This is a genomic window from Bellilinea sp., from assembly GCF_053501535.1.
Genome location: NZ_JBRCOK010000046.1, coordinates 1 through 19,602 on the forward strand (window position 1 = coordinate 1; position 19,602 = coordinate 19,602).

Consider the following 19,602-nt stretch of genomic DNA (forward strand, 5'->3'; position numbering starts at 1 on the left):
TCGCGCCTGCGATTTTGGGGGAGGCGGGAGGGGGACGAAACTCGAAAGTTGATGTAAAAATGATTTATCCCGAATTGACGTTAAAATAAAATAACATCAACCCAAGTTATTGCGAACAGGACAATTACCCCGTCCTGTTCGCAATGATAGTGCGTTCTATAATTCTTTCTGGTTGAGGTCGTCTTGGAAACTTATCGTGGTGTCATCGAACGATATCGAGAATGGCTGGATGTTCCTGATCATCTTGAAGTGGTCAGTCTTCTGGAAGGGAATACACCTCTGATTCCCATGCCAGGGCTGGCAGAAGAACTGGGCGGCGGGTTTGAATTGTGGATTAAGTTCGAAGGAATGAACCCAACCGGTTCGTTCAAGGATCGTGGCATGACGGTAGCCATCAGTGAGGCAGTGGGGCGGGGAGTCAAGGCGGTAATCTGCGCTTCTACCGGCAACACGGCAGCCTCGGCAGCTGCTTATGCCTCCCGCGCCGGCCGGCGTGCCATTGTAATCATCCCACAAGGCAAGGTGGCAGCCGGAAAACTGGCCGGTGCAATTGCCTACGGTGCTGATGTGATTCAAATTGACGGTTCGTTTGATGATGCCTTGAATCTGGTGGTGGAAATCAGCCAGAAACACCCGATAGGACTGGTCAATTCGCTCAACCCTTACCGTTTGGAAGGTCAGAAAACTGCCGCATTTGAGATTGTTGACCTTCTCAACGGCGCGCCGGACTGGCTTTGCCTGCCGGTTGGCAATGCTGGAAACATCACCTCTTACTGGATGGGTTTTTGCCAGTATCATCAAGCCAAACAGAGCGGTTTACCAAAATTGTTGGGGGTGCAGGCCTGGGGTGCTGCCCCACTGGTTTTGGGGCATCCAGTTGAGCGTCCCGAAACGGTGGCAACGGCAATCCGGATTGGTCGCCCGGCGCGCGGGGAGCAAGCCCTGCAGGCAGCAGAAGAATCGGGTGGAAAAATCATTGCCGTAACGGATGAGCAAATCCTGCAAATGCAGCGTCGTCTGGCTTTGCACGGTGTATGGGTGGAACCCGCTTCGTCAGCTGGACTGGCGGGTCTGGCTCAGGAGATTTATCAAAAGCAGATTAACCTGAAAGGCAAGCGGGTTGTTGCTGTTTGTACGGGGCATGGGTTGAAGGACCCGGACATTATCGTCAGGCAATTCAGCAGCCCGAAAATTGTGCAACCGGATATGGGCCAATTGGAAGAGATTATATTAGGGGAGGAAAACCATGAATGAGCTGGTCGTAACGGTTCCCGCCACCTCGGCCAACCTGGGTCCGGGTTTCGATTGTTTAGGGCTGGCGTTGGATTTGTGGAACACCACCACCTTTCGGATCGGAGGGGATGGAATCCAGGTATGTGTGAAGGGGGAGGGCGCCGGGCAATTACCGGAAGATTCGGGCAATCTGGTGGTGCAAGCTTTTACAGCGCTTTACGTGCGTCGCGAGGCAACCATGCCGCGAGATTTGCAAATTGAATGTCACAACCTTATCCCCGTGAGTTCCGGACTGGGATCGAGCACGGCGGCGATTTTGACCGGTCTGATTGCTGCCAATTTCTTTCTGGGGCAGCCGCTCAGTAAATTAGAATTGCTGCGTATGACGATTGACATCGAAGGCCATGCCGATAATGCGGCAGCGGCTTTGTTCGGTGGTTTGGTGCTGGTGGCGGCCGATGTTCATCCTCCTGTTGTTCGGCCTTACCCTTTACCAGCGTTAAACGTTGTGGCGGTTGTTCCAGAAGTACGGCTGCCTACCCGTGAGGCGCGTGCCGCACTGCCGGAAAAAATTGTTCGCGCTGATGCCATTTTTAACCTCAATCGTCTTGCGCTGCTGATTGATGCGCTGCGCGAAGGTGACCGGCGCTTACTGTTGACCGCCATGGATGATCGAATCCACCAGCCTTATCGTTTTCCCCTAATCCCCGGCAGTCATGCTGCCGTACTGGCTGCGCGTGAGCTCGGGGCGGCGGCTGCTTTATCTGGCGCTGGACCGAGTGTGATTGCCTTTGCCAATGACAATGCTTATGCGGTTGCGAATGCCATTCAGGCGGCCTTTCGGAATGCTGGCGTTAACACCCGCTGCTATCACTTTACTCCAACCATGCAGGCAGCTCGTTGGTATGGATGAAAATGGATGATCCGCAAATTTTTTCTGGACAAAACCGCATCTTTCGAGTAAAATTGGGCTTCGCAATGGATTGAACGTTTTTTTGGAGGAAGTAATTTGGCTAACATCAAGTCACAAATCAAGCGCAATAAGCAAAACGAAAAACGCCGGCTGCGCAACCGCTTTTTCCGCGGTGCAGCCCGTAAAGCCATTTCCAAAGCTCGGGTGGCAATTGACACCGGTGAGACTCCCGAAGCCCGCGAGGCGGTCATTCTGGCAGTCAAAGCACTGGATAAGGCTGCTGAAAAAGGTGTGATTCATAAAAACAATGCCGCCCGCCGCAAAAGCCGCTTGATGAAGCGCCTGGCTGCTCTCAACAAGTAAAACCACGATTCTTTATGATAATATATCCATAGCGGGAGGCATGTCTCCCGCTTTTGATTTTCTTTCACCAATGCAAAAGATGGGCGTGTTATAATTCTTTCGTTCATTCCGGCATCTTTCTTTCAAGGGTTTAAGCATGTTCGAAAGAGAACAGCAAGCAATTACGCAAAAAATTAAAACCTTCTGTCGGGAAAATCAACTACCTGAGGTGGAATTTCAATGGAAGTGGATTCCATTCAGTGGTCACTGGGGTATATCCACTTCCTTTTTTCAATTAGCTGCTCAGGAGGCACGGCAGGGAAAAAAGGTCAACGTCAATTCCCGTGCAGCTGAACTGGCCAGTCAGATTGCCGCCTATTTGGGAACACCGCAAGGTTTTGAAAAAGTTGAAGCGGTGAACGGCTATTTGAATATTTACTTTTTGCAAAGCACTTATGCAACCCAGGTCGTCAACACGGTACTGCAACAGGGAGAAAATTTTGGTAAGGGTGCACCCCGCAACGAGCGCGTGATGGTGGAATTTTCTCAGCCCAACACCCATAAGGCCTTTCATGTGGGGCATTTACGCAGTGCCATTTTGGGGGATGTCATCAGCCGCCTGCTGGATTTCGCCGGTTTTTCGGTGGTGCGCGCCAACTATCCCGGTGATATTGGTTTGCATGTCATCAAGTGGCTGTGGTGCTATATGAACTTTCACCGTGGAGAAAAACCTGCCAGTGATATTACCCGCTGGATGGGGGATATTTATGCCGAAGCCAATCGGCGACTGGAAGAAAAACCAGAACTGGAAAATGAAGTGCGTGCCCTGTATGCTCGTTGGGATCGGCGCGACCCTGAGGTGGTGGCTTTGTGGGAAGAAACACGCCAGTGGTCGCTCGATGGTTTTGAGGAGATTTACCGCCAGCTGGATATTCACTTTGACGTGTATTATTTCAACAGTCAGGTGGAACACCCCGGAAAAGAAATTGTCAATGAGTTGATTGCCAAAGGGATTGCGGTGGATGAACGCCCGGATGGCCCTGTGGTGGTCAAACTGGACGAATTACTGGGATTAAAAACAGAAAAGTACCGGGTTCTTGTGGTGCTGCGTTCAGACAACACCGCCCTTTACGCTACCGAAGATCTGGCGCTGGCGAAAAAGAAATTCAGTGACTATCCCGACTTAAGCCGCTCATATTATGTGGTGGATGTACGTCAATCCTTACACTTCCAGCAGGTTTTCAAAACGCTGGAACTGGCCGGCTACGAGTGGGCAAGCCGCTGCCAGCACATTCCTTATGAACTGGTCATTTTGCCGGGTAATGTGGTCATGGCATCCCGTGAAGGTACGGTTGTGCTGCTGGAGGATTTAATTCGTGAGGCTACCACCCGGGCGCTGGCGGTAGTACGCGAGAAGAACCCCGACCTGAGCGAAGAGGTGAAGTTGAAAATTGCTCAGGCAGTTGGCATTGGCGCCATCAAGTACCCGATGCTGGCAAGGGAGAACACCAAAGTTGTCACCTTTGATTGGCAGTCAGCCCTTGATTTCAACGGTCAGGCAGCGCCATATATACAATATGCGTATGTGCGAGCCGGCAGCATATTGCGTAAGGCAGGTCAACCCCTGCCAGAAGAAGCAAAAGTAACTGAACCGCTTACACCACAGGAAGTTGAATTGATCAATCTGATCTCCCGCTTGCCGGCTGAAGTACAGCGTTCAGCCGGTGAACTTCGTCCATTGTGGATTGCAACTTATGCATACGAACTGGCAAAAGCGTTCAACGACTTTTATACCCAGTGTCCGGTATTGCAAGCGGAAGAAGCGGTGCGCAATTTTCGGTTGCGCCTAACTGCGGCAACACGTCAGGCAATTGCCAACAGCCTGACTTTGCTGGGCATCACAGCCCCACAAGCGATGTGAACAGATTCTCAATCTTATTCACATTCAAAGGAGAAATAAAAAGTATGGCTATTCGAACGATCATCATGGGTGCAGCGGGAAGAGACTTCCATAACTTCAATGTCTTTTTCCGCGACAATTCGGACTATCAGGTAGTCGCTTTTACGGCGACCCAGATTCCGAATATCGAAGGTCGCCGCTATCCTGCTGAACTGGCGGGCAGCCTCTATCCGCAAGGAATTCCGATTTACCCGGAAAGCGAACTGTCTGATTTAATCCGCACTTTGAAGGCAGACCAGGTGGTGTTTGCTTATAGTGATGTTTCCCATGAATATGTGATGCACAAAGCCTCGGAAGTGTTGGCAGCCGGGGCGGATTTTCGCCTGATGGGTGTGCGGGGAACACAACTCAAGTCCAATAAGCCGGTTGTTTCGGTTTGTGCAGTGCGCACCGGCTCGGGCAAGAGCCAAACCACCCGCCGCGTCTCCAAAATCTTGATCAACATGGGATTCAAGGTGGCGGCGATTCGTCATCCGATGCCTTATGGTGATCTGGTAAAGCAGGCGGTTCAACGCTTTGCCGATTACAGCGATCTGGACAAGCACGAATGCACCATTGAGGAACGCGAAGAGTATGAACCGCACCTCGATAATGGCGTGATTGTCTACGCAGGCGTGGATTATGAACGGATTTTGAGACAGGCCGAGCAGGAAGTGGATATTATTCTGTGGGATGGCGGGAATAATGACTTCCCCTTCTATCAGGATGATCTGGCAATTGTGGTTGCTGATCCCCACCGACCGGGGCACGAAGTGCGCTATCACCCCGGGGAAACCAACGTGCGCCGCGCAAATGTGTTTGTCATCAATAAAGTGGATACGGCCAGCCCGGATGCGGTCATAGCTGTGCGGGAAAGCCTCTCGGCGCTTAACCCAAAAGCAACGATCATTGAAGGCGCATCCCCCCTGTTTGTGGATCGTCCAGAGGAAATCCGCGGAAAACGCGTGCTGGTCATCGAGGACGGCCCAACTCTGACGCATGGTGAGATGGCTTACGGGGCGGGCTGGGTGGCTGCCCGCCGGTTTGGCGCAGCCGAAATTGTAGATCCCCGTCCGTTTGCGGTTGGTTCAATTGCTGCGACCTACCAGAAGTACACTACCACAGGCCCGATTTTGCCGGCAATGGGCTACGGCGAAGAGCAAATGCGCGATTTGGAACAAACCATCAATAACTCCGATGTGGATCTGGTCATTTCGGCGACACCAATTGACCTGAATCGTGTGATTAAGATTCGCAAGCCCATGCAGCGTGTCCGCTATGAATTGCAGGAGATTGGGCAACCGACCCTAGAAGATGTTTTGAAAGCCAAGTTTGGCAAGTGAATCGAATTTCAGGAGAATAACCTGAGCCTGACCTTCCCCCATTCTGCCAAAGCAGAGTGGGGGAAGACCAAGGCGGATAGTCTGGTAAAGCGATGTTCATTGACGAGGCTGTAATATACGTTCGTTCCGGTAAAGGGGGAGATGGTTTTGTCCATTTTCATCGGGAAAAGTATGTAAACCGCGGTGGCCCGGATGGGGGAGATGGCGGGCGCGGCGGCGATGTGATTTTGGAAGTACTCCCAACCCTGAATACGCTGGTGAACTTTCGGTATCAACGTAAGTTCATTGCACAGGATGGCGCAAAAGGGGGAGTCAACAACATGACCGGTAAATCGGCAGAGGATTTAATTATCCCTGTTCCGCCCGGTACTGTGGTTTACGATGCCGACACTGGAGAATTGTTGGGTGACCTGGTGGAACCCGGACAACGGCTGGTGGTGTGTAAGGGTGGGCGCGGCGGACGCGGAAACGCCCGTTTTGCAACACCCCGCAATCAGGCACCACGAATTGCCGAAAAGGGCGAACCCGGTGAGGAAAGAAACCTGCGGTTGGAATTGAAATTGATTGCCGATGTGGGGATTGTGGGGGTGCCCAATGCGGGCAAATCCAGTTTACTTGCGGCGGTGACCAACGCCAGACCTAAAATTGCCGACTATCCTTTCACAACCCTGGAACCCAATCTGGGAGTGGCGGATCTGGACGAAAACACCAGTCTGATTCTGGCTGATATTCCGGGGTTGATTGAGGGTGCTCATCAAGGCGTTGGGTTGGGTGATGCGTTCTTGCGTCATATTCAGCGCACACGGGTATTGATTCACCTGCTGGATGGTCAATCTGCCGATCCGCTGGCGGATTTCAGTCAAATCAATGCGGAACTGGCGTTGTTTGACCCGCAACTGGTGCAAAAGCCGATGATTGTGGCATTGAATAAAATTGACCTACCCGAAGTGCAACAACGCTGGGAGACCCTCCGCACCGAATTGGAGAAGAAAGGCGTGCAGCAACCCTATGCCATCTCGGCTTTGGCACACATCGGGCTTGAACCGCTGCTGTGGCGGTGCGTGGAGTTGCTCAAAACAGCGCCTGAGCCTCAAAGGCGAGAAGAGCTTCCCGTCTACCGGCCGGGCGATGATCCACGGGAATTCACCATCAGCCGCACCCCGGATGGCGGCTTCAAAGTCAAAGGGGCAGCCATTGAACGGGCAGCAGCGATGACTTATTGGGAATTTGAAGGTTCGGTGCGCCGTTTTCAACGGTTGATTGAACGTTTGGGGGTTGAAGAAAAACTGCGCGAAATGGGCATTCAAAACGGGGATACGGTCTATATCGGCGATGATTACGAATTGGAATGGCAGGAATGACGAGGGAACGTATCGGCATTTTTGGCGGGACGTTTGACCCTCCACATGTCGGTCATCTGATTCTGGCTGCCGAAGCGCAGGATCAGCTGCGGCTTGACCGTCTGTTATGGGTTTTGACTCCCGACCCGCCTCATAAACAGGATCAAAGCATTTCTCCGCTGGCCATCCGCATGAAGCTACTGATGGCGGCGATCGGCGATAATCCATCCTTTGAACTTTGCCGCGTGGATATGGATCGTCCCGGCCCGCATTATGCGGTGGATACGGTGAAAATCCTGAAAGAACAGTACCCATCGGCTGAATTCTTCTATTTGATCGGCGGGGACTCACTGCACGACTTGCCGACCTGGTTTCAGCCCCGGCGGCTGATTGAATTGATTGATGGGTTAGGCGTCATGCGGCGGCCGGGTGATCAGGTGGATTTGAGGAATTTGGAGCAGAAAATTTCCGGTTTATCTGCTAAAATTTGCTTCATCGAAGCTCCCTTGTTAGAAATTTCGGCGCGCCAAATCCGTCAGCGGATTGCAGCAGGGCGGGCTTACCGCTATTATGTTCCTCCCGCTGTTTTTCGCTTAATTGAGGAATTGAAACTTTATCGGCAACCGTTCTCTTCTGCGATTGCAGATTCGGATGTGTAAATCCCAGATGAACCTGCGTAATTTACTGGTCAAATGTTTGTGGTGGGGTTCGCTCTTGTGGCTATCAGCAGCCTGCACACCGCTTGCCGGTAATCAGGCGGTCACCGAAATCACGCCTACCGCATTTGTGGCTGCCGACTTAACCAATGACGGGTTGGCGGTTATCCCGAGTCGTGCCTGTCTGCTTCAACAGGCTGTTGTCATTCAAACCGACCGGCAAATGGGTGATATGCTTGCCTGGTCGAAGGATTCCGCTCATCTTGCTTTTATAACGCCGGTCAACGATAGTTGGGGCTGGTATCAGGGGGATCTGGTCATTCTGAATGTGCTCAAAGGAGAAAGCCGGCGAACGAAAGATATCCGTGTTGCCGGAGATTTGACCTGGTCCCCCTCGGGAGAAAAGATTGCTTTTGTTATCCTCCGGCCGGCGGAAGCGCAGTATTCTGTGGGGGTCTATTCTCTTGCGGATGGGAGAACGCTGGATCTGTATGATGTTGCGGTGACCGACGAATTTTCCAGCCTGAAAGGAATTGTGGGCTGGCGTTCCGATCAAGTGCTGCAAATTTCCGAAAGTTGTGGGGTGGATTGTGTGCGTTACTTGGAATACAATCTGCTCAGTGGAGTAAAAACCGTGCTGGAAGAGTCACGCCCGGGACAGGATACCAGCTTAAGAATTGTCCTCAACCAGCCGGGTGTGGTTCCCAACCGCAACTGGCGTAACGCCAACTGGTCACCGGATGCCCGGCGGGTATTTTTCACGGATCGGACGAATGTTGCCTGGATTGGCGATCTGACTGCCAGTACCAAAGCAGCTTTGCCAATGGAAACGCTGCCCGTCGCCGAGTCCAAATGGTCGGCTGACGGGCAGTTAATTGCGGTGAGAACCGCTGAAAATCTTTATATTTTTGGGGTGGACGGCTGCCGGTAATGGATTACTGGGTAATCAATTCCAGATTTCCAACGCCCATATTGAGGTTAATTTCAATTTTTGGGCCGTTTCCATCCGTTTCATACACATTATTGGCGATGCGCCATGTACCACGCGGTTGAACGTTGCTCAAACCGCCGCTGATGACAACCCGCGCTGGTGTTCCGGCGGGGATGATAATTTTCAGGCTGCTCACCCCGGCAGTGATGCTGGCATCCAGATCTTGTTGCAGACTGCCAGAAAAGTCAAGCGTATAAGAACCTGTTCCGCCTTCAAAGTTCAAGAAGGCCGGGCTGGCATTTCCCAGTCCGTAGAGGGAAACTTCCGAAGCCCCGGTTCGATAGCGCAGGCTTTCCATGCGCACCGGATTGGGTTGGTCAAAGCGCACCTCTGCCTGACTGGCTCCATCCTGAATGTTCAGGCGGGTCAGGGCAACACCGCTCAGGTTGAGCGTGCCCTGGTAAGCTCCGGCAGCAATATCCAGTTCTAAGGGGGTGCTGCCCAATTTCAACTGCCAGCGATTGACAACATCCCTGGTCGGGATCCGCAGGTTATCCCTGCGGCCCTGCCGGATGATCAGACTTCGTCCATCACGGATGACTTCCGGTTTCCATTCCGAGATATTGTATTGAATTTCACCTTCGACCAGCTTTTCGCCGCCGCCCTGAATGTCCAATTCCCCGGCTCCCATTTCAATGGAAACTTTGGCAGTATGGGCATCTTCAGGCGGTGCTTCGCTAACGGTGAAAGTTTGGGTTGCTCCGGTTTTGGCTTCCGGCATATTGACGGTGAAGGAACAGGCCAGCGAGCTGAACACAATCGCAATCAAAGGAAAAAGAGCAAGATGTTTATTTTGAATTTTCATAACAGGCCTTTTACCCAATTAATCTTCTTTCGGAGATGGAGAGAATTCTTCTGGTGATATTGGAGCAGCAGGCGGCGGGGTAGGGGGTGTTGAGGCAGGGACATAGACTACCGTTGGCGGCTGCGGGTAAGCTTTAGTACCAAATTGGGTGAGAATGATACTGCCCAGACCAACGCTGGCAACCAGCAGGGACATTAAACCGCCCAGACAGAATAAATAACCCAATAACCAGACGATGAGCCCCAACACCAGCGTGCCGATGCCGGCAGAAACGGCTTCCACCCATTGGGTTTTCAACATACTGGCGATGCGCTCGCCAATCAGGTAGCCGACCGCAACCCAGCCGATCAGCAGGGCAAGGGCGAGGACCAGCATGCCAATCAGTGCCACCGGGATCAGCAGGATGGTAATGATCAACACAATCAGGACAAAAGGCGCAACGACCAGCGTCAACAACCCGATACCGCCGCTCAGCAATGTTTGATCGGAAATTGTGTTGCCAATCACCCGCAGCGGACGAGGCATCAGCAGAGCCACTACCAGAGCCAGAACAGCCATTGCCAGGATGCGCAAAATGTTTGACAGGGCATCCCTCATCCATGAGGTGAAAAGGCGCAGAGGTGAGGGGCTGCCGGGTGGTGTGAAATCAAACCGGTCAAAATTGAACATCAACGTTTGCGGGTTAAGCCGATTGATGCCCCCCAAAACCGTTGAACCTTCGGCCTGGCTGACCGCTCCCCCAATGATTTGAACGCCACCCCGTACAAACGAGGTTTCGTTCAGGTTGACATTGCTGCCAATGGCGCTGATATCCCCGTCAACTTCACCATCCACTTGAAGGTTGCCGCCCAAAATGACAATGTCTTCGGTGACTTTGGCATCCTGTTCAATGATTGCGTTTCCCCCAATGATGACCAGCGAGCCGTTCAGGGTTTGGGAAGAGCGCAAAACATAGTTTTCACCAAAAATCAGTTGATCCCCATTAAATTGTTCTCCCGGTGGGGGAGGGGTTTGTGCCAGTCCAATTGCCGGGGTTGCCAGTGTGATGAGAATTGTGAGGATAAGAAATGTGAAGAGCGCTATTTTTTTCATTGTTCATGTACTCCTAGATGGGATAGGCGCTGAAGCGTCAGGAACCATAAGCCAAGCAATAAGGTTGACCAGCCTGCCAACAGGAAAACGAACACCATAAGCGCGAGCGGGGGGATTTGACCGGCCCAGTAAAAGAAAATGTACTGGATTTCAGACCAGCGTTGAGGAGCAAGCGCAACCCAGCCGATCATGTCTGAAAGCAGTTGGGCAGGTGGAATAATCCAGAGGAGTCGAACTATAAAAGCAATGCTCAGCAGAACAAAGGCGCTACCCAGGCCAATGAAAACAGCTCGAATCTGCCTTTTTTGCTGAAGTGCTTTTCTTTGGGCAAGGCTTGCCTGAAAGCGGTTGACAAACTGGGTAGGTGCTGGAGTGAGCGGGGGCTTTTGCAGCAGTTGTTCCACCTCGCTCCAGCCGGACTGAATCCGGTTACAGTGCTGGCAGGATTTGAGATGGGCTTCTAACTCTGCAATTTGATCAGAGGTCAGGTTTTCACGGTTGAAGATCCAGTTTTCAAAAGGCAGGTGACTCATCATGAATCCTCTCGGTCATGGCGTAATGCTGGCTCTGATATTGCTGCGCCAATCGCAGGCGCGCACGATGCAGCCGGCTCTTTACAGCACTCACTGAAAGTTGCAAAGCCTGACTGATTTCCTCTTCAGAGCACTCGTACCAGTAGCGCAGGATGACAGCAGCCCGATCTTGAGGATTGAGGGAAGAAAGAAGCGATTGTATAGATTGTCGTTCTTCGTTTTCCCGGACTTGTTTTTCGGGTTCGGGAGTGTGGTCGGGGATAACTTCTTCCATCCAATCCTCAATTTCCATAGTGGTGATCCGTTTTTTCCGTTGCTGGTCAATGCAGTAGTGGGCGGCAATGGAGAGTAACCAGGTTGCAAAAGACCGATTGCGATCATAGCGGCGAATTGCCTGAAAAGCTCTCCAAAAAGTTTCCTGCGCGGCGTCCTCTGCTTCTTGCGCGTTTCCCAGCATTCGGTAGCACAAATTGTAAACGGGGTTCTGGTATTGCAGAACAAGGCTTGTAAAGGCTTCCTCATCCCCGTTTTGTGCTCGGATGAGCATGTCCATCTCGTGATTGATCACCGACTGCTCCTGCGCTCTTGTTCTAGTACCATATACGCAACCCGAGCGGATTAGTTGCATGGAACAGGTTTTTGAGCGAAATCTCTTAACCTGTTCTCATCATAACATAGTCAGGTCAACAAATACCTGTACCAAAGGCGAGTTCAGCGATGACCACTAGAATGAACTTGCGATGTGAATGCGGCTGAGCAAGAAAAATTCTAATCCGAAGGCTCTTTTTGGTGAATTGTAGCAGGTAAAAATTCTCGAAATTGTGCCAGCAACATTGCGCTGAAAATAAGCACACATCCAAAAATTTGCAGAGGGAAGAGCTGTTCACCAAGCAGTAAGTATCCCAATAGAGCGGCAAAGACGGCTTCCATGCTGAACAGGATAGCGGCATCGGTAGTGGGGGCGTTGCGTTGACCAACAACTTGTAAAGTAAAACCCAAACCTACCGGAAACACGGCCGAATAAAACACCGCCCACCATGCCTGAGGTTGGGGAGCGGTGAAACGGTCAAAAAGTACGGCTCCGATGGTATTCAGGAATGCCGTGATGGCAAACTGCCCCATTGCGAATTGTAAATTATCCATGCGGCGCGCCATCCTGCCCACCACGATGACATGCCCTGCCCATATAAAGGCACCCGCCAGCTCATACCAATCGCCGGGAGCCGGTTCAAATGCGCCACCGGTACTGAGGAAAAGCGTACCAAGGACTGCCAGAAAAGCCGCCACCCATGTAGTCCAATGGATGACCTCGCGCCAAAAAAGCCACAACAGTAAAGGGATGATGACAACATAGAGTCCAGTAAGAAATCCGGCATTGGCGGCGGTTGTGGTTTTCAAGCCAATTTGCTGAAAAGTGCTGGCAGTGAAAAGCAGCACTCCCGCTGTGAGAACACCTCCCCAATTTTTACGCTCCAGACGAACTTTCTTGCCTAAAAGAGCGGCAAGGAAAAGCGTTCCAATCCAGAATCGCACACCGTTAAAGGTGAAATGCCCCATGCTTTGGGCGGCAATACTTTGGGCGATAAATCCGCTGCCCCAAATGAACGAAACGAACAGAAGAATAGCATCAGATTTGATCCGTTCCGGTGGGGCGGGTTTGAATCCATGTTTCAGCGTGAGCGGCATTGTTCGAATTCCCGATGGCGTTGAAGGCGAAAAAGGAATTTCCTGGAGCTGCTGACCTATTCTTCGAGCGTAAAGCCCACCTTGAAGGTAACCTGCCACTGTTTGACCTGTTCTTCCTCAATTCTGCCGCGAATTTCGACAACTTCCAGCCATTGCATATGGCGGATGGTTTGGGCAGCGCGGGCTACGGCGGTTTGAATGGCGTCTTCAATGCTGGTTGGAGATGTTCCAGTAATTTCAATCAGTTTATAGGTGTGTTGGGCCATTTTTCCCTCTCAAAATGAAGATAGTCGAGAATTACTCCCAGTCTTCTGGAATGTAACGCCGCCAGCGTTTTAACTGACTGCGGTGCTGCTTTGATGTGCGGCGAGCAGCCCTCGCCGTAATGGTTGGCTGGGTAGGTTTCCGTGTTTTGGGTATGAGCAAGGCTTGCTGGATTAACTCATTCAATCGCCGTAAAGCATCCGTGCGATTTTGTTCTTGAGTTCGATAGCGTTTTGCTTCCAGAATTAAGACCCCTTCATCAGTGACTTTTTGTCCGGCTAATTGAATTAACCTTTCTTTTACCTCATCCGGCAGGGTGGAAGATGCCCGAATATTAAAGCGTAATTGAACCGCGGTGGATACTTTATTGACATTTTGTCCACCCGGGCCAGAAGCGCGGATGAAATCGAACTCAATTTCATCTTCTGGAATTTGGATCGGGTCTGGCTGGCTGGGCATATCATAAGTATAACAGGATGGATTTGCTTTCAGATATAATTTGTTTAGAAAATCAATTTTGTTTTTCAAAAGGAGACTGACGATGGAGCTGGAACAGGTACGCAACAAAGTCAAAGCGGCTGCCTGGCAGGCAATTGCTCAAAGCGGCGTGAACATGACATCCCTTTCGAGTGATGACCAGAATAAACTGGTGGATGCAATTACGGCTCAAATGCTGGTGGTGATGGATGAGGTGATTGGGTCGGATGCGGATGATCAACTCACCCGTTTTGCTGATAGCGGTGATGAGGAGCAGGTCTTGTGGAAAGGCAGGCCGTTACTCTCGCTGGTGGAATATTATGTGATAACCAGCGAACGGATTAAAGTGGTGAGGGGGCTTTTGGGAAAAGATTATGAAAATTATGAGCTGATTCGCGTTCAGGATATTGACTTCGCGCAATCGGTTGGAGAAAGGATTCTGGATATCGGCGATATCCGCATCAAAGGCGCCGACCCCTCTCATGAGGAAATTGTGCTGAGGAATATCAAAAATCCGCAGGAGGTTTATGAATTGCTGCGCAAAGCATGGCTGGCAGCGCGCAAGAAATATGGGTTAATCTTTCGTGAAGAAATGTGATTGAATAACCGAAAACGTGGTACAATACAACCGTTCGTAATTCATCATCTGACATCCTGAGGGTTTTTGGTTTTGTTTTCGGTCGCATTGGTTTTCTAACAGCACCACAATAGCAAAACGGCGCTTGGGGATGTCAAACAGAAAAGAAAAGGAAAAAAATGAATATCTATGTAGGCAATTTGTCGTTTGATGCGACCGAAGATGGGGTTCGCGAGTTGTTTTCTGCCTTTGGGACGGTTACTTCTGTCAACCTGATCAAGGACAAGTTTTCCGGTCAGCCACGTGGTTTTGGTTTCGTGGAGATGGCAAACGAAAACGAAGCCCAAAATGCGATTCAGAACCTGAACGGTAAAGCGTTCATGAACCGCAATTTGACCGTGAACGCTGCCCGTCCTCGTGAAGAACGTGGTCCGCGCAATTTTGACAGCGGATTCGACCGGCGGAGCAATTACGGAAGTGATCGGCGGGGCGGAAAGTCCGGTAACCGGGGTGGCGGCGGCCGCCGCGGCTGGTAATAATTTTCGGATAGAAGCTTCTAATCCATGGTGTGGTCGGTAAAGATCACACCATTCTTTTTTTAACTCAATGCTTTCTGAATAAATTCACTTTTCAATCGGGCGTATTCGGCAATACCCAGCCCCCCTTTGGATAAAAAGGATCGTTTCAGATCTTGATAGGCAGCCCGAAAGGCGGCATCCAAACGCAGACGATCGCGGAAGTTGCGAAGATCGTTGATTTTGGGTGAGCCTTCGCTCAAAATGTACACGTGGATTGGATAAGTTTTCCCTTCGAGGGTAAAGCAGGCAACTTTTATCAAGAATGTAGAGGACAAGGGATCATTCGAAAGAGTATCTTCAAAGCCAAGCCTTTCCAGGGTTTTGACAACGTTTTGGATCTGTCCAGACGAACACACCAGCATCAGGTCAATAATTCCACTGCCCGCCAGTCCCGGCACTGCAGTGCTGCCGATGTGTTCAATCCATAAAGCGGGTAATTCTTCTAGAATGATGCCGATGACAGCATCGGCTACCAGTATGGAAAATGGGTCTGCCGGTTTGAGTTGTGGAGGTAAGGGTTCATAATTGCGAAATGGTTTGTGGACATCCATAATTGAGTAAGGTCTTTCGCACTTGAAAAATGTCTTGCTCAGAACACAATCTCTTCTTTCCCGGTCAATTTTTCTTGAATGCGCTGAACAACAGTGTCTAAATGTTGACTTTGATGAACAAAGTCGAGGTCGTCGGTGCGTATCGTCAGAACGGGGCAAAGATCAAAGGTACGCATCCAATCATCGTAAAAAGACTCCAACAATTGAAGGTACTGTGGGGTGATGCTGCTTTCAATCTCTCTCCCTCGTTGGCGAATGCGCTCAATCAGCACCTCAACCGGAGCCTTTAGGTAGATTAGCAGCGAAGGAGGCGGAAGGGTTCGAATGACAAGGTCGAAAACTTTTCGATAGGTCTGGTAATCGCGTTCGTTCAGGTTGCCGAGATGATGGAGTGCACGGGCAAAGATGGCAGCATCTTCGTAAATGCTGCGATCAATAATTGCCGAACGGGGATCATTCCACATATCCAGATGTTGTTGAGCGCGGTGACCCAAAAAGTAAATTTGTAGATGAAAAGACCATGAACGCATATCGCGGTAAAAATCCGGCAGGTATGGATTATCGGATACCGATTCGTAGGCGGTGCGCCATCCCAATCTTGCTCCAATACGTTCGGTAAGTGAAGTCTTTCCCGAACCAATATTCCCTGCTACCAGAATGAGCCGCTTTACCATCCGGTGATCTCCCGTTTTGCGCTGGAATGTTAAGTTGAATTAATTATACTGGATGCCGTGCATTTGGTTCTATACAATGAAAGGTCAAGTTGAGGGAATGGAATGGGTTTGTTGACGAAACTTTTGTACCGTAAAACGGGTTTAAATCAGATGAGGCAATCTTAAAAAACCTGTGAAATACAAACCATAACTATTTCGGCTTGTGATAAACTAGGCGAGGGCATCCCGTGGGAGGTCAGACAAGGGATCGTTCTCCAATTATTGGCAGGGTAATAAATCCAATTTCGAGGTGATTCATGGCTATTGCACTGGAACAAGCGAAAACACGGGCTGCCCGAAGAAGAATACCAACTACCCGGCGTGAGCGTTGGGCATGGTATTTGTACGATTTTGGTAATTCGGCTTATGCCGCGGTGGTTTTGCTCGCCATATATTCTGCCTATTTTCAGGGTCAGGTTGTTGGCGGATCAGAAGGCACCCGCTTGTGGGGTGTATCTGTCGGAATTGCCATGCTGGTAGTGGCGGTGCTCTCACCGGTTTTGGGAACCCTGGCCGATTTTTCTGCATCGAAGAAGAAGTTTTTGTTGTTTTTTACAACCTTATCGGTGATTTTCACGGCAGCATTGTTTTTGGTCATGCCGGGTGACATTTTTACCGGCATGTTGTTTTTCATCCTTGCGGAAATTGGCTACCGGGCGGCGCAGGTCTTTTACAATGCCCTGTTACCGGAGATTGCCACACCGCAAGAGATTGGAAAGGTTTCCGGTAACGGTTGGGCTTTTGGCTCGCTGGGCGGCATTGTTTGCCTGCTGATCGTTCTGGCATTGATTATGAGCATCGGAGGAACGACGGTGGTGCGTTTTTCTTTTTTGATCACAGCGGTGTTTTACCTGGCATCGTCTGTGCCGCTGTTCTTATGGCTGCGGGAACGGGCTGAGCCTCAGCCATTGGGGAAAGGTGACAATTACATTCAGGTGGCCTCTCGGCGGTTGCGGGAAACATTTCGAGCGGTGCGTCATTACCGGGAGTTCATCAAATTTATCATCGCCTTTCTGATTTATAATGACGGAATCATGATGGCGTTAAATTTTGCGGCGATTATTGGAGCCGTGTTATTTAGCATGACTCAGCAGCAGCTCATCATTTTCATGATTATCATCCAAGTTACCAGCGTGGCAGGGGCGTATTTGTTCGGCATTCTGGCAGACCGCTGGTCGTCTAAACGTTCCTTAATTCTTTCATTAATCCTCATGATTGGTGCAATTGTGTGGATGTTATTTGTGCAAAATGTGACGATATTTTTTATCATCGGCGCACTGGCCGGTTTTGCATTGACGGGAGTCCAATCGGTGAGTCGTACACTGGTTGGACAGTTTGCGCCGATTGAAAAAAGCGCCGAATTTTACGGGTTTTTTGAAGTGGGGGGCCGCACCTCTTCTTTCATTGGTCCAACGGTGTATGGTTTCATCGCGGCTGAAGCGGCCATTCTTTTAAGCGCACGCGGTATGGACGCGGTCAGCGCCGAACAAATGGGTATTCGGGTAGCGATTGGTTCCATTGTGGCTTTTCTGGTGTTGGGATTGGTGCTTCTGCTGAAAATCCGTCAACCTCAGCCGGAAGTGACCGCTCAACCGCCGGAAGCAATTTCCTGAATGGGGTGTGGCGCATGGATGACATGTTGATTAATTATCCGCGGCGGAGAGTGATCCGCTCGGCACTGCGTCCATTAATTCGTGCAGCACTCCACGCTCTTTCTGATTTTACGATTGAAGCGAAGGAAAATCTCCCCAAAGAAGGACCATTGCTGGTCATTGGCAACCATTTCAGTTTTCTGGACCCCGTGGCAGTGATTGGGGCTGTCCCTTACCCCATTGAGTATGTGGGCGGCTTCCGCATGCCAAATGCTCCTCAGAGCGTGACATGGCTTGCCAGTTTATACGGCTTTTTACCGGTACGGCGCGGTTCGGTCTCACGGGATACCCTGTATGCTTCTCGCAAGGTTTTGCAATTGAAAGGTGTGTTGGGAATATTTCCCGAAGGCGGAAGCTGGGCAAGTTTTTTGCGTCCGGCGCGTCCCGGAGCGGCGTATCTGGCTTCGTCAACGCCTGCCAAAATCCTCCCGGTGGGGTTGGACGGCCTGACCGATCTTTTTCCGATGCTCAAACGGAGGAAAAGAGCTAAAATCACCGTCCGGTTTGGGCGGCCGTTTGGGCCATTTTTCGTTTCGGAGCGGGGTGAAAGCAATCGGAATCGATTGGAGGAAATTGGTCATGAGATGATGCGTCAGATTGCGTTACTTATCCCACCGGAGAAACGCGGAATATACTCGGAAGACGAAACCGTACGCAGTCTGGCTGCTACACAGGCCGCCTATCCCTGGGATGGTCATCCGGAGGAGTAGCTGCTTGCGTTCAGCCGGTAGCCCGCACGTCGAAACGCTTGAATTCGCCGCTCGGTTGCTGCCATTCAAATTCAACGTTGGTCACATGAGCAGCCGGCGGTCCGATCCGCAACTTACTCAAAAATTCTTCCAGAAACGGGCGGGAGCCTTCTGCTACTACTTCTACATCTCCATTCCAGCGATTGCGCACCCACCCGGTCAGTTGAAAGTTCCGCGCGGTTTCCAAAACAAACATACGGAACCCAACCCCCTGCACGCGGCCTTTGACAATGGCATGAAGTCTGACCTGCGGGTCATTTGGATGCATAGCCTGAGAACCCCTTTCTTGCCGTGGTGAAAATGGTCAAGAATATTGGCAGTGAAATCAAAATCAAAATAAGCAAATAGGGTTGAATATTGGTCCACGCCAGCGAAGCCAGGTCCATTCCAAGCGATTCTTGCCGCCAACGGGTTTCCAGTTGGGCAATAGACTGATTATATACTTTGCGAACACCTTCTTCGCAGCCCAACCCGTCTTTGTAGGCATTTATCAATTCGCGCAAAGAGGAAGCACCGTAATTTTGGTACAGGAAACGAACAAAAGATGCAGATTGTGCATAAGAGAGAATTGCCCCGGATAACTCTGCCGGAAAGGCTGAGCAGAGATTGATGATGGGGAGAAGGTTGTCGCTCTCGGCGGCTTTTTTCAGGACAAGCTGGTATTCGGGATTGGGGTAAAGTTCTGCCATGGAAGCCAGTCCCTCGGTCAACCAGACCGGGAGGTGGGTGTAGGCTTCACCGGCTAATTGGTACTGGAGGATGTGCATCAATTCATGGGGAATTTGACGTTCCATTTCAGCGCGTTGATCCGGGCCGGGAGGAATGGATACGAGAATCACGCCAAGATCGGGGCTGGCATGACCGGCGACCCAGCTGCTGGGGCTGAGATTGAGAACGGTTTGTAATTCTCTGGCTGAAGGGTAAATGTATATGGAAACCGGATCCTGGAGGGGACTAGCTAGGATGGAAAGCGTACTTTGCAGGCTTTGCACAGCAACATCCAGCGCTTGTTGTCCAAAGACAAAGTCACCTTGCTGCCAGGCGATATTGAGTTGGGGCGCGGACAACCGCTGCCATGAATTACGATTATCCTCATAGAAGAATGTGGCTTTTTCGCCGGTGATGTTCGTGCCGTTTTTTAATTCAAGGCGGTACCAGTACTCTACTG

23 protein-coding genes are annotated in these 19,602 nt (G+C 50.9%); 12 read left to right on the top strand and 11 right to left on the bottom strand.

The genetic code is table 11. The annotated features are described in order from the left end of the window. The first annotated feature begins 183 nt into the window (after positions 1 to 183). The 8 genes from thrC (at position 184) to ACWIZX_RS05070 (ending at position 8,697) form a co-directional block, all read left to right on the top strand. Positions 184 to 1,254: a threonine synthase gene (gene thrC, locus ACWIZX_RS05035; RefSeq protein ID WP_448335018.1), complete on the top strand. Its 1,071-nt coding sequence runs from the start codon at positions 184 to 186 to the stop codon at positions 1,252 to 1,254. Further along, positions 1,247 to 2,146, top strand: a complete 900-nt coding sequence (thrB, locus tag ACWIZX_RS05040; protein ID WP_448335019.1) for a homoserine kinase — start codon at positions 1,247 to 1,249, stop codon at positions 2,144 to 2,146. The genes thrC and thrB overlap by 8 nt, the downstream gene beginning before the upstream one ends. Positions 2,147 to 2,242: 96 nt before the next feature. Beyond that, positions 2,243 to 2,509 carry a 30S ribosomal protein S20 gene (gene rpsT, locus ACWIZX_RS05045; RefSeq protein WP_322791816.1) on the top strand — a complete coding sequence of 89 codons (267 nt, stop codon included), beginning with the start codon at positions 2,243 to 2,245 and terminating at the stop codon, positions 2,507 to 2,509. A 136-nt stretch (positions 2,510 to 2,645) separates the two neighbouring features. Next, on the top strand, positions 2,646 to 4,409 hold the full coding sequence (argS, locus tag ACWIZX_RS05050; RefSeq protein WP_448335020.1) for an arginine--tRNA ligase: 1,764 nt from the start codon (positions 2,646 to 2,648) through the stop codon (positions 4,407 to 4,409). 44 nt (positions 4,410 to 4,453) lie between these two features. Continuing rightward, the gene (locus ACWIZX_RS05055; RefSeq protein ID WP_448335021.1) at positions 4,454 to 5,770 is read left to right on the top strand and encodes a cyclic 2,3-diphosphoglycerate synthase; all 1,317 of its coding nucleotides are present in this window, start codon (positions 4,454 to 4,456) and stop codon (positions 5,768 to 5,770) included. 92 nt (positions 5,771 to 5,862) lie between these two features. Continuing rightward, on the top strand, positions 5,863 to 7,131 hold the full coding sequence (obgE, locus tag ACWIZX_RS05060) for a GTPase ObgE (RefSeq protein ID WP_322794000.1): 1,269 nt from the start codon (positions 5,863 to 5,865) through the stop codon (positions 7,129 to 7,131). After that, on the top strand, positions 7,128 to 7,769 hold the full coding sequence (gene nadD / locus ACWIZX_RS05065) for a nicotinate-nucleotide adenylyltransferase (RefSeq protein ID WP_322794001.1): 642 nt from the start codon (positions 7,128 to 7,130) through the stop codon (positions 7,767 to 7,769). Before obgE ends, nadD begins: the two co-directional genes overlap by 4 nt. Continuing rightward, positions 7,762 to 8,697, top strand: coding sequence for a hypothetical protein (locus ACWIZX_RS05070; protein WP_448335022.1), 936 nt, complete (start codon positions 7,762 to 7,764; stop codon positions 8,695 to 8,697). Before nadD ends, ACWIZX_RS05070 begins: the two co-directional genes overlap by 8 nt. Before the next feature lie 4 nt (positions 8,698 to 8,701). On the opposite strand, the gene ACWIZX_RS05075 is transcribed toward ACWIZX_RS05070, so the two are convergent. The 7 genes from ACWIZX_RS05075 to arfB form a co-directional block, all read right to left on the bottom strand. Continuing rightward, positions 8,702 to 9,562, bottom strand: a complete 861-nt coding sequence (locus ACWIZX_RS05075; protein ID WP_322794003.1) for a toast rack family protein — start codon at positions 9,560 to 9,562, stop codon at positions 8,702 to 8,704. Positions 9,563 to 9,580: 18 nt separating this feature from the next. Further along, positions 9,581 to 10,654 (bottom strand): hypothetical protein, encoded by a 1,074-nt coding sequence (locus ACWIZX_RS05080; protein ID WP_322794004.1) that lies wholly within the window; start codon positions 10,652 to 10,654, stop codon positions 9,581 to 9,583. After that, on the bottom strand, positions 10,651 to 11,190 hold the full coding sequence (locus tag ACWIZX_RS05085; RefSeq protein ID WP_448335023.1) for a hypothetical protein: 540 nt from the start codon (positions 11,188 to 11,190) through the stop codon (positions 10,651 to 10,653). Before ACWIZX_RS05085 ends, ACWIZX_RS05080 begins: the two co-directional genes overlap by 4 nt. Beyond that, entirely contained in the window at positions 11,168 to 11,734 is a 567-nt protein-coding gene (locus ACWIZX_RS05090; protein ID WP_448335024.1) for an RNA polymerase sigma factor, read from the bottom strand. Before ACWIZX_RS05090 ends, ACWIZX_RS05085 begins: the two co-directional genes overlap by 23 nt. A gap of 221 nt (positions 11,735 to 11,955) precedes the next feature. After that, complete coding sequence (locus ACWIZX_RS05095) at positions 11,956 to 12,873, bottom strand: DMT family transporter (protein ID WP_322794007.1); 918 nt, start codon at positions 12,871 to 12,873, stop codon at positions 11,956 to 11,958. A 56-nt stretch (positions 12,874 to 12,929) separates the two neighbouring features. After that, positions 12,930 to 13,139, bottom strand: a complete 210-nt coding sequence (locus tag ACWIZX_RS05100; protein WP_322794008.1) for a dodecin — start codon at positions 13,137 to 13,139, stop codon at positions 12,930 to 12,932. Positions 13,140 to 13,170: 31 nt separating this feature from the next. Continuing rightward, positions 13,171 to 13,665, bottom strand: a complete 495-nt coding sequence (gene arfB, locus ACWIZX_RS05105) for an alternative ribosome rescue aminoacyl-tRNA hydrolase ArfB (protein ID WP_448335025.1) — start codon at positions 13,663 to 13,665, stop codon at positions 13,171 to 13,173. 13 nt (positions 13,666 to 13,678) lie between these two features. Between arfB and ACWIZX_RS05110 the strand changes: the two genes are divergently transcribed. After that, positions 13,679 to 14,212 (top strand): PH domain-containing protein, encoded by a 534-nt coding sequence (locus tag ACWIZX_RS05110; protein WP_448335026.1) that lies wholly within the window; start codon positions 13,679 to 13,681, stop codon positions 14,210 to 14,212. Positions 14,213 to 14,370: 158 nt separating this feature from the next. Beyond that, positions 14,371 to 14,727, top strand: a complete 357-nt coding sequence (locus ACWIZX_RS05115; RefSeq protein ID WP_322794011.1) for an RNA recognition motif domain-containing protein — start codon at positions 14,371 to 14,373, stop codon at positions 14,725 to 14,727. A 62-nt stretch (positions 14,728 to 14,789) separates the two neighbouring features. On the opposite strand, the gene ACWIZX_RS05120 is transcribed toward ACWIZX_RS05115, so the two are convergent. Both ACWIZX_RS05120 and ACWIZX_RS05125 read right to left on the bottom strand, forming a co-directional pair. Continuing rightward, complete coding sequence (locus tag ACWIZX_RS05120) at positions 14,790 to 15,320, bottom strand: GrpB family protein (protein WP_448335027.1); 531 nt, start codon at positions 15,318 to 15,320, stop codon at positions 14,790 to 14,792. A 38-nt stretch (positions 15,321 to 15,358) separates the two neighbouring features. Then, positions 15,359 to 15,994 carry a deoxynucleoside kinase gene (locus tag ACWIZX_RS05125; protein ID WP_448335028.1) on the bottom strand — a complete coding sequence of 212 codons (636 nt, stop codon included), beginning with the start codon at positions 15,992 to 15,994 and terminating at the stop codon, positions 15,359 to 15,361. A gap of 296 nt (positions 15,995 to 16,290) precedes the next feature. On the opposite strand from ACWIZX_RS05125, the gene ACWIZX_RS05130 reads away from it, so the two are divergent. Both ACWIZX_RS05130 and ACWIZX_RS05135 read left to right on the top strand, forming a co-directional pair. Next, a complete protein-coding gene (locus tag ACWIZX_RS05130; RefSeq protein WP_448335029.1) occupies positions 16,291 to 17,646 on the top strand; it encodes an MFS transporter in 1,356 nt (451 codons plus the stop codon). Between the two features lie 14 nt (positions 17,647 to 17,660). Further along, positions 17,661 to 18,395 (top strand): lysophospholipid acyltransferase family protein, encoded by a 735-nt coding sequence (locus ACWIZX_RS05135; protein WP_448335030.1) that lies wholly within the window; start codon positions 17,661 to 17,663, stop codon positions 18,393 to 18,395. A 10-nt stretch (positions 18,396 to 18,405) separates the two neighbouring features. Here the strand turns inward: ACWIZX_RS05135 and ACWIZX_RS05140 are convergent, their stop codons facing one another. Both ACWIZX_RS05140 and ACWIZX_RS05145 read right to left on the bottom strand, forming a co-directional pair. Continuing rightward, positions 18,406 to 18,702, bottom strand: coding sequence for an acylphosphatase (locus ACWIZX_RS05140; protein ID WP_322792053.1), 297 nt, complete (start codon positions 18,700 to 18,702; stop codon positions 18,406 to 18,408). Further along, on the bottom strand, positions 18,689 to 19,602 hold a 914-nt coding region (locus ACWIZX_RS05145; protein ID WP_448335031.1), incomplete at its 5' end, for a peptidase MA family metallohydrolase. The genes ACWIZX_RS05140 and ACWIZX_RS05145, both read right to left, overlap by 14 nt.